This window comes from Dysgonomonas sp. UBA7710, assembly GCF_002482385.1.
Classification (GTDB): Bacteria; Bacteroidota; Bacteroidia; order Bacteroidales; family Dysgonomonadaceae; genus Dysgonomonas.
Genome location: NZ_DLFW01000046.1, coordinates 62,677 through 77,453 on the forward strand (window position 1 = coordinate 62,677; position 14,777 = coordinate 77,453).

The following is a 14,777-nucleotide window of genomic DNA, read 5'->3' on the forward strand; positions in this document are numbered from 1 at the left end:
CTTATCTCCGCTTTCTTGCCATATCGATGCGCAGGAAGATAAATAGAAGAATGGTAAATCCCCAGAGGGAAGAACCCCCATAGCTGAAGAATGGCAATGGAATGCCAATTACGGGAGTTAGCCCGGTCACCATTCCTACATTGATGGCCAGATGGAACAGAAAGATACAGGCTACACAATAGCCGTAGACCCGTCCGAACGTATTCTTTTGTCTTTCTGATAGATATATCAACCTGATTATCAGTGCTAAGAACAAAAGTAAGACGAGTACAGAACCTACAAAGCCTTGTTCTTCTCCTACTGTACAGAATATGAAGTCGGTATCTTGTTCAGGGACATATTTCAGTTTGGTTTGGGTTCCATTCAGGTACCCCTTACCTAAAATTCCGCCCGAACCGATTGCGATCTTTGACTGATTGACATTATATCCTGCACCCATCAGGTCTTCTTCCATACCTAGCGTAACCTTGATACGCATCTGTTGGTGAGGTTGCATAATATCGGTAAAAAGATAGTCGACCGAACTTACAAATAATAAACTGCCCAGGGCGAATACGGCCGTAAGCAGATAGACTTTCGACCAGTACTTCTTAGCCATGTATAACAGATAGCCAACTAAAACAGCCAGGGCAGCCAGGGCAACTATACCAAAGTCAATAGAGACACCAGTTAATGAAAGTAAGTATGGAATACCGAATGCGACTGTCGCTCCAAGGGATATATTACGGGCGGTTATGCCATCTTTGCGATAACTCATTACCAATACGGCGCTGATGACAATGACTAATATGATAGATATAAACTCACCTGTGGAGATAATCCCAATATCGGTTTCGGAATATTTAAGCCCTACAACAAAAAGTACCACAGCCGAAACACCCAGGAAAAGGATAATTCCAGGTAGCCCCTCCCTGTATAGCATCAGTATAAATGCAGTATATACAAGAGCCGAACCTGTTTCTTTTTGTAGCATAATCAGGGCCATAGGCACCAGAATCATCACGGCTATTATGCCCAGATTCTTGGGTGCGAGCAACTTGAAATTATAAGAATTGAGGAACCGTGCCAAAGCCAGCGCTACAGCAAACTTGGCGAACTCGGCGGGTTGGATTTGTATCGAATTGGTTATCTTAAGCCACGATCGCGATCCCCTGATATCTGTTGCCAAAAAGACCGTTGCCAGTAAGAGGAGTATGAAAGCAGCATATATATAATAAGCGAGTATATCATAGAGGTTACTATCCAGCTTCAAGATGATGAAACCCAGAATAATTGACGTCCCCATCCATATTAGCTGCATACCTGCTCTTCCGGATAAATCGAACATGCTGGTAGCATTCTCATACTGATAGCTGGCACCATATATGCTGAACCATCCACCCAGTATCAGTATGATATACAAGGCGATGGTAAACCAATCGAGGCTCTTCTTTATATTTTCATCTTCTCTCTGATACATCTGTATGGCCGGTCTATAGTTATCAATTATCGCTCTCCAGAGTAAATGGTTTTACTTCATCTTTCTCTACATCATTGCTTGCCGGGGTAGGTTGCGAAAACTCCATAGTCCGTTTGTTGGTACGGTTCCAGTTGAAGAATGTCTGAGGAAGTATTGTTGTATTTACAATCCGGTCCTCGATATACTTGTCACTGGCAGGCACTTCCCCTTTCAGATACTTTTGCATCATCAGCCTCCCGACAGGAACTCCGAATGTGGCTCCAAATCCTGCATTTTCAACAATCACAAATATAGCCACTTTGGGGTTATCCTTAGGTGCAAATCCCATGAATATGGAGTGGTCTTTACCATGAGGGTTTTCAGCAGTTCCTGTTTTACCGCATACTTCAATATCCGGTAGCAGATTTGCTCCGCGGCATGTACCTCCGGTTACTGCACGGGCCATACCTTCCACTATAGATTGATAATGCTCTTTCTTTATTCCGGTTTCCCGTTTGTGAGTATAAATACTATCGAGAGGAGTGTCCTGTATGTTCTTCACTACATGAGGTACAACATAATGACCTCTGTTTGCGATTGTTGCGGCCAGATTCGCAACCTGTAACGGAGTAGCGGTGACTTCTCCCTGTCCGATTGCTATAGATATAATGGTGGAAGCGTTCCAGCTATTTCTATAAGCTCTGTCGTAGAAATTGCTATTAGGAATGAAACCTCTTTTTTCAGAAGGAAGGTCTACTCCTAGCGGATAGCCGAATCCCATATCCACCATATGGTCTTTCCATACTTCAAATGCCTCCGGTACGTTCTTATACTTCTTTCTGTTGCTAAGCATTGCAGATAGTCCATAGCAGAAGTATGAGTTACAGGATGTTGCAATAGCCGGAATCAAAGCCAGAGGAGAACCATGCGGATGGCATTTGGGCCTGCCACCTAATGGAGGATATCCTCCGGCACAGGAGTACATGGTGTTCTCTGTGATAATATCTTCTTGGAGAAATACTAATCCTTGCGTAGTCTTGAATGTAGAACCGGGAGGATACATACCTTGTATCGGTCTGTTCAACAGGGGCTTTAGTGGATTATTTTCCAATTCGAGATAATTCTTTTTGAAATCACGTCCACCAAGTAACATTGACGGATCATAGGTAGGAGATGTAACCAAGCATAGTATTTCACCGGTTGCAGGTTCTATCATAACAATACTTCCAACCTTATTTTGCATGAGATATTCTCCATATGCTTGTAACTCAATATCAATGGATAAGGTTAGATCTTTCCCCGAAATAGGCGCTATATCATTCTTTCCGTTTTCATATTTACCTTGTATGCGTCCATGTGCGTCGCGAAGTAGTATTTCCACACCCTTCTCCCCTCTCAGATACTTTTCATAAGATGCCTCCAGTCCTGACTTTCCGCCGTAATCACCCCTGACATAGTAGCCATCATTTTCCATCTGGTTTTTACTAACTTCGGCTACATATCCTAACAACAGACCTGCATTATGGTAGTTATATTGCCTTAGTGTTCTCTTTTGTATGAAAAATCCGGGGAACTTGTATAATTTCTCCTGAAGGATACCACTTTCCTGTGTGGTAAGTTGGGTCATAAAAGTTTGCTGAGTATAGGTCGAATAACCTGGATTCTGCCTGCGGTCTTTTACATCGGCCAAACGTTTATCGAACTGTTCGCGGGTAATATCAAGAGCTTTACATAAATCGAGCGTATCGAAAGGCTGCACTTCGCGGGGAATATATACAAGATCGTAGGTAGGCTGGTTAAAAACGAGTAGCTTATCGTTCCTGTCCGATATTTTTCCGCGCGAAGGGTATAAAGTTCTATTAAAGAATGCATTCCCATCAGCAGAACTTTTGTATTCACTCTTGACTATCTGGAGATTGAACAATTGAACTATATATATGAGCACTATGCCGCAGGCTATCCCGCCCAAAACATATTTTCGTTTAGTGAGGTCTAAGTTGATTTTTGCCATGAACTCTTTTGCTTTAACGAAAATCCTTCAAATGCAAAAATAAGGATAGTTGTGAGTACTGTAGATAGTAGTATCCTTATTAAGACAAGTTTTATATTGAAATATGAAAATGACTCTATTGAAATTAATACTATGTGGTGTATAAGAGTCAGAAAGAATGCAAATTTCATATATGCAACCCCCAATAGCTTCAGTCCGGGCGTTTGTCCATCGTAATCGTCTATCATAAAGAACAATCCCTGTACTGGACGGCAAAGAAAACCAATAAAAGTAGTAGCTGCTGCATTTATACCCGGCGTATTACAAAAAATATCAATAATGAAACCAAGCATAAATCCCAATAAAGTGGATAAATTCCTATTGAACCCGACAGGTAGCTTCAGTATAAAGTAGATATATGCAAAAGGTACAGCATAACTTAGAAAAGAAATCCTGTTAAGTACCAATACCTGTAATAATACAAGCAGCACGAACATCAAGGCATATTTTAAAACACTACTTTTTAACATTCTTGGTTTTAATCTTATTCTCCAGTTCTTTTATTTCCTCATTGGTATTATTAATGAGAAGTACATTTTTGAGAGAGCCAAAGTCCGTAGATAACTTCACTTTCAAGCTATTGAAATTATCGTCAGTCTCACTCTTATATTCTTCTATTGTACCTACCATTATCCCTTCCGGAAAGAAGTCCGAGAAGCCGGTTGTTACAATCGTATCCCCTATCTGTACATCCTCATATTTGGGATATTCGGTAAGCATTGCATAACGGGGGTCTCCCCCTTCCCAGATAAGTATGCCTGCAGCATTCGAATTCAATATCTTACAACTGAACCGGCTATGCGGATTCAATACAGGCTGCACGATACCATAATTGGCACTTGCATCGATAACAACACCCACTATTCCTTGTTGGGACACAACACCCATATCGGCCCGTACGCCATTATTCTTACCTTTGTTGATAATCATATAGTTATCGACAAGAGAAATACTGTTCTTTTCTACCCGGGCAATTACGAAATGCGGCTCAACTCTCCGTCCTAACGAATCGCGTAAGAAAGCCTCTGTTTTCAATGAATCGGCCTCTATTGCGAATATATAATCTTTCAGTTCGTTTATTTCAGCTTGTAATTCAGCACTTTTTTGTAAAAGCTGCTGGTTTTCTGTTCTTAATCCAAAATAGGAAGAGATACTTCCTGATATAGCATAAACTCTTCCCGTTATTTCGTTGGAAGAGTTTAAGTATACACTTTTTTGGAATGAGTTTCCGCTAAAAACAAAATAGAAACAGATTATTTCAAGTGTAATGAAAACAAACCAAGAACTATTCTTTAATAAAAAGTTTATCAGGTTGCGCATAATCTGTTCTTATCTATTATAAATCAGTTAGGTATAAGATATAATACCAAATACCTTACCGCATCAAGAAATTGAATTTCTCAATATTCTTCAAAGCAATTCCTGTGCCTTTAGCCACCGCATGAAGCGGATCTTCGGCAACGTAGAATTGTATACCTATTCTGTCTGAGAAACGCTTGCTAAGACCTCTTAGTAAGGCTCCTCCTCCTGTGAGGTAAATACCATTACGAACAATATCGGCATATAACTCCGGAGGTGTCTGTTCCAATGCACTCAGGATAGCCGAATCCATCTTGGATAAAGATTTATCGAGACAATGAGCCATTTCCTGATATGATACAGGGATATCCATCGGCAATGATGTCATTCGGTTTGGTCCGTGCACGATGAAATCTTCCGGAACTTCTTCGTCCGGCAGTTCGGTCAGAGCAGCACCAACGGCTATCTTTATGTTTTCCGCTGTACGTTCTCCTACTTTAATATTGTGTTGGCGTCCCATGTATTCCTGAATATCTTCAGTAAGGTCGTCCCCTGCAATTTTTATAGATTTATTAGATACGATACCGCCTAAGGAAATAACTGCAATTTCTGTCGTACCACCGCCTATATCTACGATCATGTTTCCTTCCGGTGCTTCTACATCGATACCGATACCCAGAGCCGCAGCCATCGGTTCGTATATCATATACACATCGCGCCCCCCGGCATGTTCAGCAGAGTCGCGGATAGCGCGGGTTTCCACTTCGGTACTTCCCGAAGGAATACAAATAACAATGCGCAATGACGGAGAGAAAAGGCGGCTCTTGTTGTTGAACATCTTTATCAATCCGCGAATCATCTGTTCGGCAGCCGTAAAGTCTGCAATTACACCATCTTTCAATGGCCTTACAGTACGGATGTCTTCGTGGGTTTTACCATGCATCTGTCTGGCCTGTTCCCCTACAGCAATAACTTTCCCTGTTTTGCGTTCAAGGGCAATTACTGAGGGCTGGTCTACAACAATTCTGCCATTATGTATTATGATAGTATTGGCCGTGCCAAGATCCATCGCTATTTCTTGAGTGAAAGAGAATAATCCCATATTTGAGCTTGTTTATATTTGCTTACTAACCAGTTAATTATTAATGTTTAAAATGACGGATACCAGTCATTACCATCGAAATATTGTGTTCGTTACAATATTCGACCGATAAATTATCTTTCACTGAGCCTCCCGGTTGTACTACAGCTGTAATTCCTGCATTACCTGCTATTTCCACACAGTCGGGAAACGGAAAGAATGCATCGGAAGCCATAACAGATCCATCGAGACTAAAGCCAAAAGAATCCGCTTTTTCTATCGCCTGCTTCAATGCATCAACACGTGAAGTCTGTCCGGTACCTCCGGCACACAATTGTTTATTTTTAACCAAAATGATGGCATTCGATTTAGTATGCTTCACTAATTTGTTGGCAAATAACAAGTCTTCAAGTTCTGTACCTTGCAGTGGCCTGTTTGTTACCAATTTTAGATCGTCAGCTGTTTGTATACTTAAATCTTTATCTTGTACCAAAACACCATTCAAGAGTGAACGGAATTGTCTATCTCCGGCCAATCCTTCTTTCTGCACTAAGATAATGCGATTTTTCTTTTGTTCCAAAATTTCAAGTGCATCCTTATCATATGCAGGTGCAATTACTATTTCAAAGAAAATATTGTTGATCTCCTCTGCTGCTGCTTTATCTATTTTCCGGTTGCTGACAATGATACCGCCAAAAGCCGAGACAGGGTCTCCGGCCAAAGCATCTTTCCATGCTTCAACTACGGTAGGACGCGACGCAATGCCACAGGCATTATTATGCTTCAAGATTGCGACGGTTGTTTCATCGAATTCGCTGATAAGGCTTACAGCAGATTCTACGTCAAGCAAATTGTTATATGATATTTCACGGCCATGCAACTGGTCAAACATTGCATTGAAGTCGCCATAGAATGTACCTTTCTGATGTGGATTTTCTCCGTAGCGAAGATGCATGGCATTGTCTTCTGCATAACGGAATGCTGTTCCTTCATTATTATCCATATAATTAAATATGGCAGTGTCATAGGAAGAAGATACCGAGAAAGCCTCTTTAGCAAAGAACTTACGGTCTGTAATATCTGATTTTCCGGACTTTTCTTCCAGCAGGGTCATCAATGGTTGATATTGTTGTTTTGATGCAACGATAATTACGTCTTTGAAATTTTTTGCTGCAGCACGAATGAGGGAAATGCCACCTATATCTATTTTTTCTATAATATCTTGTTCGCTGGCGCCTGAAGCAACTGTGTCTTCAAAAGGATACAAGTCCACGATAACCAGATCAATTTCTTGTATATCGTATGCTTTTACCTGTTTCATATCTTCGGTTAGTTCTCTGCGACAGAGGATTCCACCAAATATCTTCGGATGTAATGTTTTTACCCGCCCACCCAAAATAGAAGGATAACCTGTTGCATCTTCCACGGCATCGCATGGTAAGCCTAACGATTCAATGAAACTTTTCGTTCCGCCTGTAGAAATGAAACGAACACCTAAACTATCTAATTTTTTTAAGATCTCATCCAATCCATCTTTATGATAAACTGAAACTAACGCTGTTTTAATTTTTTTCTCTGAAGACATGATGTGTTAATTATCCGACTTTTTTAGGGGAACAAAGTTATAAAAACTATTGTTATTACAGACCGTTTTTAATATAATTTTTCAGGAATATATCTGTTCGGAAAAAATAGGGAAAAATCGCATCGATATTTACATATTTTCATATACTTACAAACAAATCCCAATAACTCAATGCCTGTGAAAAACGTATGTATGACAACGGGCGAGATAGTAGCAAAGTAATGGTATCTGCCGGTTATAATCTGAAACAAACTGTGATTATAATAGTCTGAAAATGTCTTTTACTAATATGATTAGGAAATTCTCAGAAACGATAGTATTGGCAAAGAAGTAGCTGTCAATTGCATGACTCTTCACACAGGTACAATTCACGGCCTTCGGTCTGTATAGTTACATGTCTGATGCCAAATTGTTTGCCGATCGATCGTTTTGCCTTTTCCAGGATAAGGTCACGGTCTGCTTCCGGGTTTACTTTGAGATGTACTGTCATCACAGAGAAGTCGGAGGTTATCATCCATATATGCAGATCATGGACACCCTCTACCCCATCCACCGATTTGAGGACATTTATCACCTCTTCCGAATCGATACCGGATGGTTTGGCTTCCATCAATATGTTTACTGATTCTTTGAGCACGTTCCAGCCACTGTAAAGCACTAACAAAGACACAATCATACTGGCTATCGGGTCGGCTATATACCAACCGAACAGCATAATAAGCACAGCCGCAATGATAGCCCCTACCGAACCGAGCAAATCTCCGATAACATGAAGAAATGCGCTGCGGACATTCAGATTTTCTTCGGTAGAACCCTGTGAATGCAATATCCAGGCAACAATAATATTAATAATTAATCCGATAGTGGATATTATCATCATCCCCTTGCCTATCACCTGAGGGGGAGAAGATAGACGTTCAATGGCTTCTTTAAAGATGAAAACAGCTAACAATACCAATACAATTCCATTCAATAATGCTGCCAGAATTTCGAAGCGTTTATAACCATATGTTTTGGACGCAGTGGCAGCTCTTGCGCCGAAGATTAGTGCACTTAGGCTTAATCCCAGTGCCACGGCATCACTTAGCATATGCCCTGCATCGGAAATTAATGCCAGACTGTTTGTCAGATATCCTCCGATAAATTCAATAAACATAAATCCGGATATCAGGATAAAGCTGATAGTCAATGCTTTTTTGTTTGCATTGTGACTATGGCTGTGGCCTCCGTGTGAATGCCCATGATCGTGGTCATCGTGGTTATGGTTATGTCCCATAAAACTATTTAGTTAAAGTAATGAATATAAGAAAGTAGCGGAGATAATGAATCTGCAATCTGTTTTAAAGCTACTTTTGATATGCTCTTTATGTAAACGTCCGGCAGTAATAACTTGTTTGATACTATTCATTATAATATACAAGCAAAAGTGCTATCCGTTTTTTTCGAAATAAAAAAGCAAGGGTAAAGTTAATCTTTTTCCCTTGCTTTAAGTATTTAATATTATAAATATCTTCTATCAGTCGTTCATCGAAATGAGAAACTCTTCATTATTTATTGTTTTTCTCAACCTGTTTTCAAGGAACTGCATTGCCTCTACCGAATTCATATCCGATAAGAAGTTACGCAGAACCCACATACGGCTGAGTGTATCGTTGCTAAGCAGCAGGTCGTCGCGACGTGTACTGGATGCAATGATATCCACAGCAGGGAAGATACGTTTGTTGGACAGTTTACGGTCGAGTTGAAGTTCCATATTACCTGTACCTTTAAATTCTTCGAAGATAACATCATCCATTTTAGAACCTGTTTCTGTAAGCGCAGTAGCTATAATGGTAAGTGAACCTCCGTTCTCTATATTACGGGCAGCCCCGAAGAAACGTTTCGGTTTGTGCAGGGCATTGGCATCCACACCCCCGGTCAATACTTTACCCGATGCCGGTTGTACTGTATTGTAAGCACGTGCCAGACGGGTAATGGAATCAAGGAGGATAACCACGTCATGCCCGCATTCTACCATGCGTTTAGCTTTATTGAGTACTATTTCCGCTATTTTTACGTGACGGTCGGCAGGTTCATCAAATGTAGAAGCAATCACCTCTGCATTTACACTGCGTTCCATGTCTGTTACCTCTTCAGGACGTTCATCGATAAGAAGTACAATCATATATACTTCAGGATGGTTGTCGGCAATAGCGTTTGCAATATCTTTCAGTAATGTAGTCTTACCTGTTTTTGGCTGCGCAACAATAAGTCCACGCTGTCCTTTCCCTATCGGAGAGAATAAATCCACTACACGGCACGATAAGTTATCGTTGCGGCCCTTTGTGAGCTTAAATTTCTCATCAGGGAAGAGTGGTTTCAGATGGTCGAACGGGACACGGTCACGAACTTCGTCCGGTGTGCGCCCATTAATTCTGTCTACTTTTACTAAAGGAAAGAATTTCTCCGATTCTTTTGGAGGACGGATAGGGCCTTCCACGATATCTCCTGTTTTAAGACCGAATAGACGGATCTGCGATTGAGAAATATAAACATCGTCAGGAGAAGACATATAATTATAATCGGATGAACGTAAAAATCCGTAACCTTCCTGCATAATTTCGAGTACGCCGGTAGCATTCAATATACCTTCGAAATCGAATTGTTTATTATCTTGTTGCTGATTATTTTGTTTCTGATTATTATTGTTATGTTGTTGATTTTGTTGTGGCTGTTTGGCTGCCGGTTTTGCAGGGATTTCAGGCACTATAATTTCGACAGGTGTAACTTCTGAGTCTACTTCCAGAGGGGTAAGCAAAGGTAATCCCGGAATAGGTTCCTGCGGTTCTTCTTCTCTTACCTTATTTGAACGGAAAACCAGTTGGGTTGGTTTTGCTGCCGGTTGTTGTGGCTTAGCTTCGGCTTCAGGTTTATTTTCCTTCGGCTCTCCGTTATTCTTTTTAACAATAATTTCCTTCTGCGGAGCTTTTTCAGCAGCTACAACAGGTGCAGGAACTTCTTTTTTCTCTGCAACAGGGGTTTTAACCGGTTCCGGTTTAACTTCCTTTTTCACCTCTTCCTGAGGGGTTGGTTTTGGAGTATCCTCTTTCTTGGGTTGTACGGCTGCTACTTTTTCTTTTACAGGAGCAGGAGGTGTGGTTTGAGGTTTAGGAGTTTGGTCCTGTTTTTTTGTTTGATTCTGGGCTTTTTGTTTTCCTTTAGCAGCAGCTTGCGATTTTTTCTGCTGTTGTTCTATCCTATCTTCACTTTGGTAGCTTTCCGAATTTTTATTCTTAGCTTCCATAATGGCCTGTTCATCTAATATCTTATAGATAAGTTCGTCTTTTTTATAAGCGTCAGGCCGTCTGATTCCAAGTTCTTTAGCGATAGTTCTTAGTTCTATTGTGAGCTTTTCGTTAAGCTCAAGAATGTTATATATACGCATGTATATCTATATTAAATTATACTGATTTTGTATGTATTTTCAAAAAATAATTAAGGAATAACCTTTTGGTAGTTCAAATACTATTTATAATAATTATTATGGATTTTATTCTTTTTTAGAAGATAATAACCCAAAGTGATTATTATCATAAAATAAAGCCTAAAAGTTTGCTCTTTTGGAGGTTCCTGGCGGATTCGAACCGCCGTCAACGGTTTTGCAGACCGGTGCCTAACCACTCGGCCAAGGAACCATTTTTGGTTAGCGAATGCAAAGATATAACAATTTATTCAACAGACAAGTTTTTATAATTTTTTTTATCCCGAAACCAAGGCTCTCTCCGGTTATAGTATAGAACACAAAAGAGATCTGATTATTATTAAATCCCGTATTTACTTATTATTTAGGATTATATGTAAATGCTGATTTGATTCTAATGTTCACCATGATTTATCTGATAATTTCAAATTTAATAAAAATAATTTAGTTTCCATCCTTATTTTGGAAGCTTTAACGTATCAAACATATAAATTGTAAAAGGCGCCGGCAAATTATATTTATGCTCCGATACCATAACATCGGCAACACCCCGGCTTAACATATCTATCTTTTTAGCAGCTGCATAAGACAGATCTATGATATATTTCTTTCTGAAGGGACCTCTGTCTATTACCCGTACTACAACCTCCTTATCATTATGTAAGTTCTTTACTTTCAATAATGTCCCAAAAGGATATGTCTTATGGGCGCATACCATACTGTCTTTTCTGTATATCTCTCCGCTGGCAGTTTTCCTGTTATTGAATTTCGTCCCATAGAATGTTGCCTTTCCGGTATGCTGAGCATTAACCATCAGGACTAAGATAAACAATAGGAGTATAAATACCGCTTTTTTCATAAGGTAATAATTACTTTATTATTCAGGTTTCAGTACAACGCCGATCTTTTTCTTTCCGTTTATCTTTATTATGACAGGATTCGGGAAACGGACATGACGCAGGTATTCTGTTTCGTAAACAGCCGGCTGGCTGTTCAAATATTCTTCATCGAATAGTCCGTCGTTTTGTAAAAAGGGATTAATAGAGAAATAGCCGACTCCAAAAGAGGTCAGATTCTGGAAAAAGTGCGTGCCCTGACTTGGTTCTATCTTATAGTTATCCAACGCAATCTCTACCAGCACCCGTGCATTACTTATTTGTGGCCAGCGTACCGGTATTCCCAGCCAGGGATCACTACTCCCCCATCTTCCCGGGCCAACAAGCACATAATTCTTATCGTTATCCAGAAATTCTCTGTTTATACCATCTATCTCTGCGACAATCGATTGATTATTTGCTGCACTGAAGCTTTTGGTTTTCACATAAACTATGTCGTACACATCACTGGTTACCCCATGGCCGAGCGCACTTGTGGAATGTAATATTTCCTGTTCAGGCTTTATCTGCGACAGGTCTTCACTTTGCAACTCGCGGTTCTGTACAATAGGGCGTATCTGCAAAAGGTAGAAAGTACCTTCCCCTTTGTCTTTCAGGTCGGCGGCAAATTCTATTTCCACTGCCCGTCCCATTTCTTCCTGTCCTATCCTGAGTGTTTGCTTCAATATTTCGGCCAAAGGGAAAACATTGTGTTGCAATATATTAACAAAAGATAGGATTTTTCGCCCTCCTTCATAATAACCGTCATAAATCACCTGGTCTACCGGGTCGTAAGTAGATGATATATATTTGATAGAGCCGTCTTTTTCTGCATCTTTCAGATTCAGTTTCAACAGATTAAAACCGTCATTAGTGGAAAATTCCTTATCTGTATCTTTCATATCCAGCGCATAGAAGAAGCGTTGTGTATCTCTTAATGCAAAATCAACGGAACTTAATTGTACTATATTATGCGGATGAGCGGGCGAAAAGCGCAGGCTGGCTCCGCCTTCGACAATATATTTTCCCAGTCCCAACACAATATTTGCAATACCTTCTTCCGGTTTTTCATTGCCTACAGGATAGAAATTAAGCGAACGGGCAACTCCCGATAATGTAGGATAGAAATGGTCTCCATAACGGCTTCCGACAGCTTCCTGTAATACAATAGCCATTTTTTCCTGGTCAATCAGGTTTTGCGTGGCTACCATATATGTCTTGCTATCTCTGTAAAATACAGATGCGTAAACGGCTTTAATCGCTTTTCCTAAAAGCCCCAGCATTTCATATTTATCGGGTAGTAGTGGTATCATATATGTGGAATACACACCTGCAAACGGTTGGTAATGGGAATCTTCCAACAAACTTGATGAGCGTACGGCTACGGGTGCCTTTACCACATCCAGAAATGCCATAAAATCTTCAATCAGGCGGTCCGGCAATCCGGCTTTAAGAAAATAACGGAGAATCTCATCGTCCGGTCTGTCGGATAGAGCTATGGGGTACAAATCGTTTATTTCCATGAATTCATCAAAGAGATCGGTGGACATAACCACTGTACGGGGAATTCTTACTACAATATTCTCGTCATCGTTCAGTTCGGTGTGTTCTTTAACAATGTTATCCATAAACGCGATACTACGGCCTTTTCCACCTATAGATCCATCGCCCATTCGCACAAAATTGGAGAATTCATCGAACCTGTCTTTATCAAAAACGGCTACAATTCCCGAATTTTTGATACGCCGGTATTTTATTATCATATCATAGATGATCTGGCGGGCGTCTTCCACATTGTCGAAGTCAGAAATATCTATTTTCTTCAATCCTTCTGCCAGCGGAAACAGTGCACGGGAATAGAAAAAACGTGAAAAATGGTTGTGGGACATATGGTATACCAGCGAATCGGTTGGTATATTAAATATATTTTTCTGTAAATCCTTTAGGTTGCGGATACGGAATATCTCTTCCTGGGTCTCGGGATTGATAATAACGAAGTCGCCGAAACCGAAATTATTTACAACCTGTTTTCTTAAATCGCGAGGAAAACTTTTCGAGTTTTTATCAATGAAACTGCACTCCAATTCGTCTGCATATACTTTGTTCGTTATTTCGGACGAAGTGAAGACAATCGGTTTGAAACGATCCTTTTCCTTTACCCATTTGGCAAAGTTATAACCAGCCAGTTTGTCCTTCGTCCCCCCATGCATATAGCTCATATCGGTCACTATGCCAAGTATATTATCTTTATATTCGGTATATATCCCGACAGCTTCTTCGAAGGTGCGGGCTAGCATGATTTTAGGGCGGCCACGCATACGCAACATCTGTTGGTGTTCGTTCAGGGCTTCTTTCGAAAATTCTTTCGATTCTTCCATAACTATCTTGAACAGGGTTGGCAGGGCCGATGAATAAAACCGTACCGAATCTTCGATAAGAAGGATGATCTGTACACCTACGCTTTCTGTATCATGTTCGGCATTCATTGCGTCTTCTATCAGCTTTATGATAGCCAATAGTAAATCGGGATTGCCAAGCCAGCTAAATACATAATCTACACCCGACAGGTCTTCCTGCGACAATCTCTTGGTTACTTCTCTCGAAAACGGGGTAAGAACAACAAACGGTATATCATTAAAATGTTCCTTTATATGTTTTGCCGTGGCGAACATATCCGTTTCGTCCATATTCGGCATCTGGATTATGAGTTCATAGTGATTCTCACTAAGTTCGGTCAGAGCCTCTTCTTCAGTAACTACTTGTGTAAAACGTGGCGGATAGTTCAGGTTAAGGGACGTATATTCATTAAAGATCTGTTCGTCGATACGTCCGTCGTCTTCGAGAATAAAAGAATCATATTTGGTTGCTATCAGCAAAACATTATAGATCCGCTTATTCATAAGGTTGGCGAACGAAGTGTCTTTGATACGGAAATCTTTGATATCTGGTATTCGTTTCATAAAAAACAGTTACAGTTATTAGTTACGAG

At 40.3% G+C, this 14,777-nt stretch carries 10 protein-coding genes and 1 tRNA gene; all 11 read right to left on the bottom strand.

What is annotated here, in order from left to right:
• Position 1 precedes the first annotated feature (1 nt).
• Complete coding sequence (rodA, locus tag B3317_RS15635) at positions 2-1,459, bottom strand: rod shape-determining protein RodA (RefSeq protein WP_291113279.1); 1,458 nt, start codon at positions 1,457-1,459, stop codon at positions 2-4.
• A 22-nt stretch (positions 1,460-1,481) separates the two neighbouring features.
• Positions 1,482-3,449, bottom strand: a complete 1,968-nt coding sequence (gene mrdA / locus B3317_RS15640) for a penicillin-binding protein 2 (protein ID WP_291113281.1) — start codon at positions 3,447-3,449, stop codon at positions 1,482-1,484.
• Positions 3,431-3,925 (bottom strand): rod shape-determining protein MreD, encoded by a 495-nt coding sequence (gene mreD / locus B3317_RS15645; RefSeq protein ID WP_291113283.1) that lies wholly within the window; start codon positions 3,923-3,925, stop codon positions 3,431-3,433. Before mreD ends, mrdA begins: the two co-directional genes overlap by 19 nt.
• 19 nt (positions 3,926-3,944) lie before the next feature.
• Positions 3,945-4,808: a rod shape-determining protein MreC gene (mreC, locus tag B3317_RS15650; RefSeq protein WP_291113285.1), complete on the bottom strand. Its 864-nt coding sequence runs from the start codon at positions 4,806-4,808 to the stop codon at positions 3,945-3,947.
• A 55-nt stretch (positions 4,809-4,863) separates the two neighbouring features.
• Positions 4,864-5,889, bottom strand: a complete 1,026-nt coding sequence (locus tag B3317_RS15655; protein WP_006798177.1) for a rod shape-determining protein — start codon at positions 5,887-5,889, stop codon at positions 4,864-4,866.
• 40 nt (positions 5,890-5,929) lie between these two features.
• On the bottom strand, positions 5,930-7,453 hold the full coding sequence (purH, locus tag B3317_RS15660) for a bifunctional phosphoribosylaminoimidazolecarboxamide formyltransferase/IMP cyclohydrolase (RefSeq protein WP_291113288.1): 1,524 nt from the start codon (positions 7,451-7,453) through the stop codon (positions 5,930-5,932).
• Positions 7,454-7,790: 337 nt separating this feature from the next.
• Complete coding sequence (locus B3317_RS15665) at positions 7,791-8,729, bottom strand: cation diffusion facilitator family transporter (RefSeq protein WP_291113290.1); 939 nt, start codon at positions 8,727-8,729, stop codon at positions 7,791-7,793.
• A 240-nt stretch (positions 8,730-8,969) separates the two neighbouring features.
• Positions 8,970-10,877: a transcription termination factor Rho gene (rho, locus tag B3317_RS15670; RefSeq protein ID WP_291113292.1), complete on the bottom strand. Its 1,908-nt coding sequence runs from the start codon at positions 10,875-10,877 to the stop codon at positions 8,970-8,972.
• A gap of 176 nt (positions 10,878-11,053) precedes the next feature.
• Positions 11,054-11,127 (bottom strand) — tRNA-Cys (locus B3317_RS15675).
• 243 nt (positions 11,128-11,370) lie between these two features.
• The gene (locus B3317_RS15680) at positions 11,371-11,772 is read right to left on the bottom strand and encodes a septal ring lytic transglycosylase RlpA family protein (protein ID WP_291113294.1); all 402 of its coding nucleotides are present in this window, start codon (positions 11,770-11,772) and stop codon (positions 11,371-11,373) included.
• Between the two features lie 18 nt (positions 11,773-11,790).
• A complete protein-coding gene (locus tag B3317_RS15685) occupies positions 11,791-14,748 on the bottom strand; it encodes a PEP/pyruvate-binding domain-containing protein (protein WP_291113296.1) in 2,958 nt (985 codons plus the stop codon).
• Positions 14,749-14,777: the final 29 nt, after the last annotated feature.

Bases quoted from the DNA above. Each gene is read 5' to 3' on its own strand.
- B3317_RS15680 (WP_291113294.1), bottom strand. From the start codon at position 11,772: ATGAAAAAAGCGGTATTTATACTCCTATTGTTTATCTTAGTCCTGATG.
- mrdA (WP_291113281.1), bottom strand. From the start codon at position 3,449: ATGGCAAAAATCAACTTAGACCTCACTAAACGAAAATATGTTTTGGGC.
- purH (WP_291113288.1), bottom strand. From the start codon at position 7,453: ATGTCTTCAGAGAAAAAAATTAAAACAGCGTTAGTTTCAGTTTATCAT.
- mreD (WP_291113283.1), bottom strand. From the start codon at position 3,925: ATGTTCGTGCTGCTTGTATTATTACAGGTATTGGTACTTAACAGGATT.
- B3317_RS15665 (WP_291113290.1), bottom strand. From the start codon at position 8,729: ATGGGACATAACCATAACCACGATGACCACGATCATGGGCATTCACAC.
- B3317_RS15685 (WP_291113296.1), bottom strand. From the start codon at position 14,748: ATGAAACGAATACCAGATATCAAAGATTTCCGTATCAAAGACACTTCG.
- mreC (WP_291113285.1), bottom strand. From the start codon at position 4,808: ATGCGCAACCTGATAAACTTTTTATTAAAGAATAGTTCTTGGTTTGTT.
- rodA (WP_291113279.1), bottom strand. From the start codon at position 1,459: ATGTATCAGAGAGAAGATGAAAATATAAAGAAGAGCCTCGATTGGTTT.
- rho (WP_291113292.1), bottom strand. From the start codon at position 10,877: ATGCGTATATATAACATTCTTGAGCTTAACGAAAAGCTCACAATAGAA.
- B3317_RS15655 (WP_006798177.1), bottom strand. From the start codon at position 5,889: ATGGGATTATTCTCTTTCACTCAAGAAATAGCGATGGATCTTGGCACG.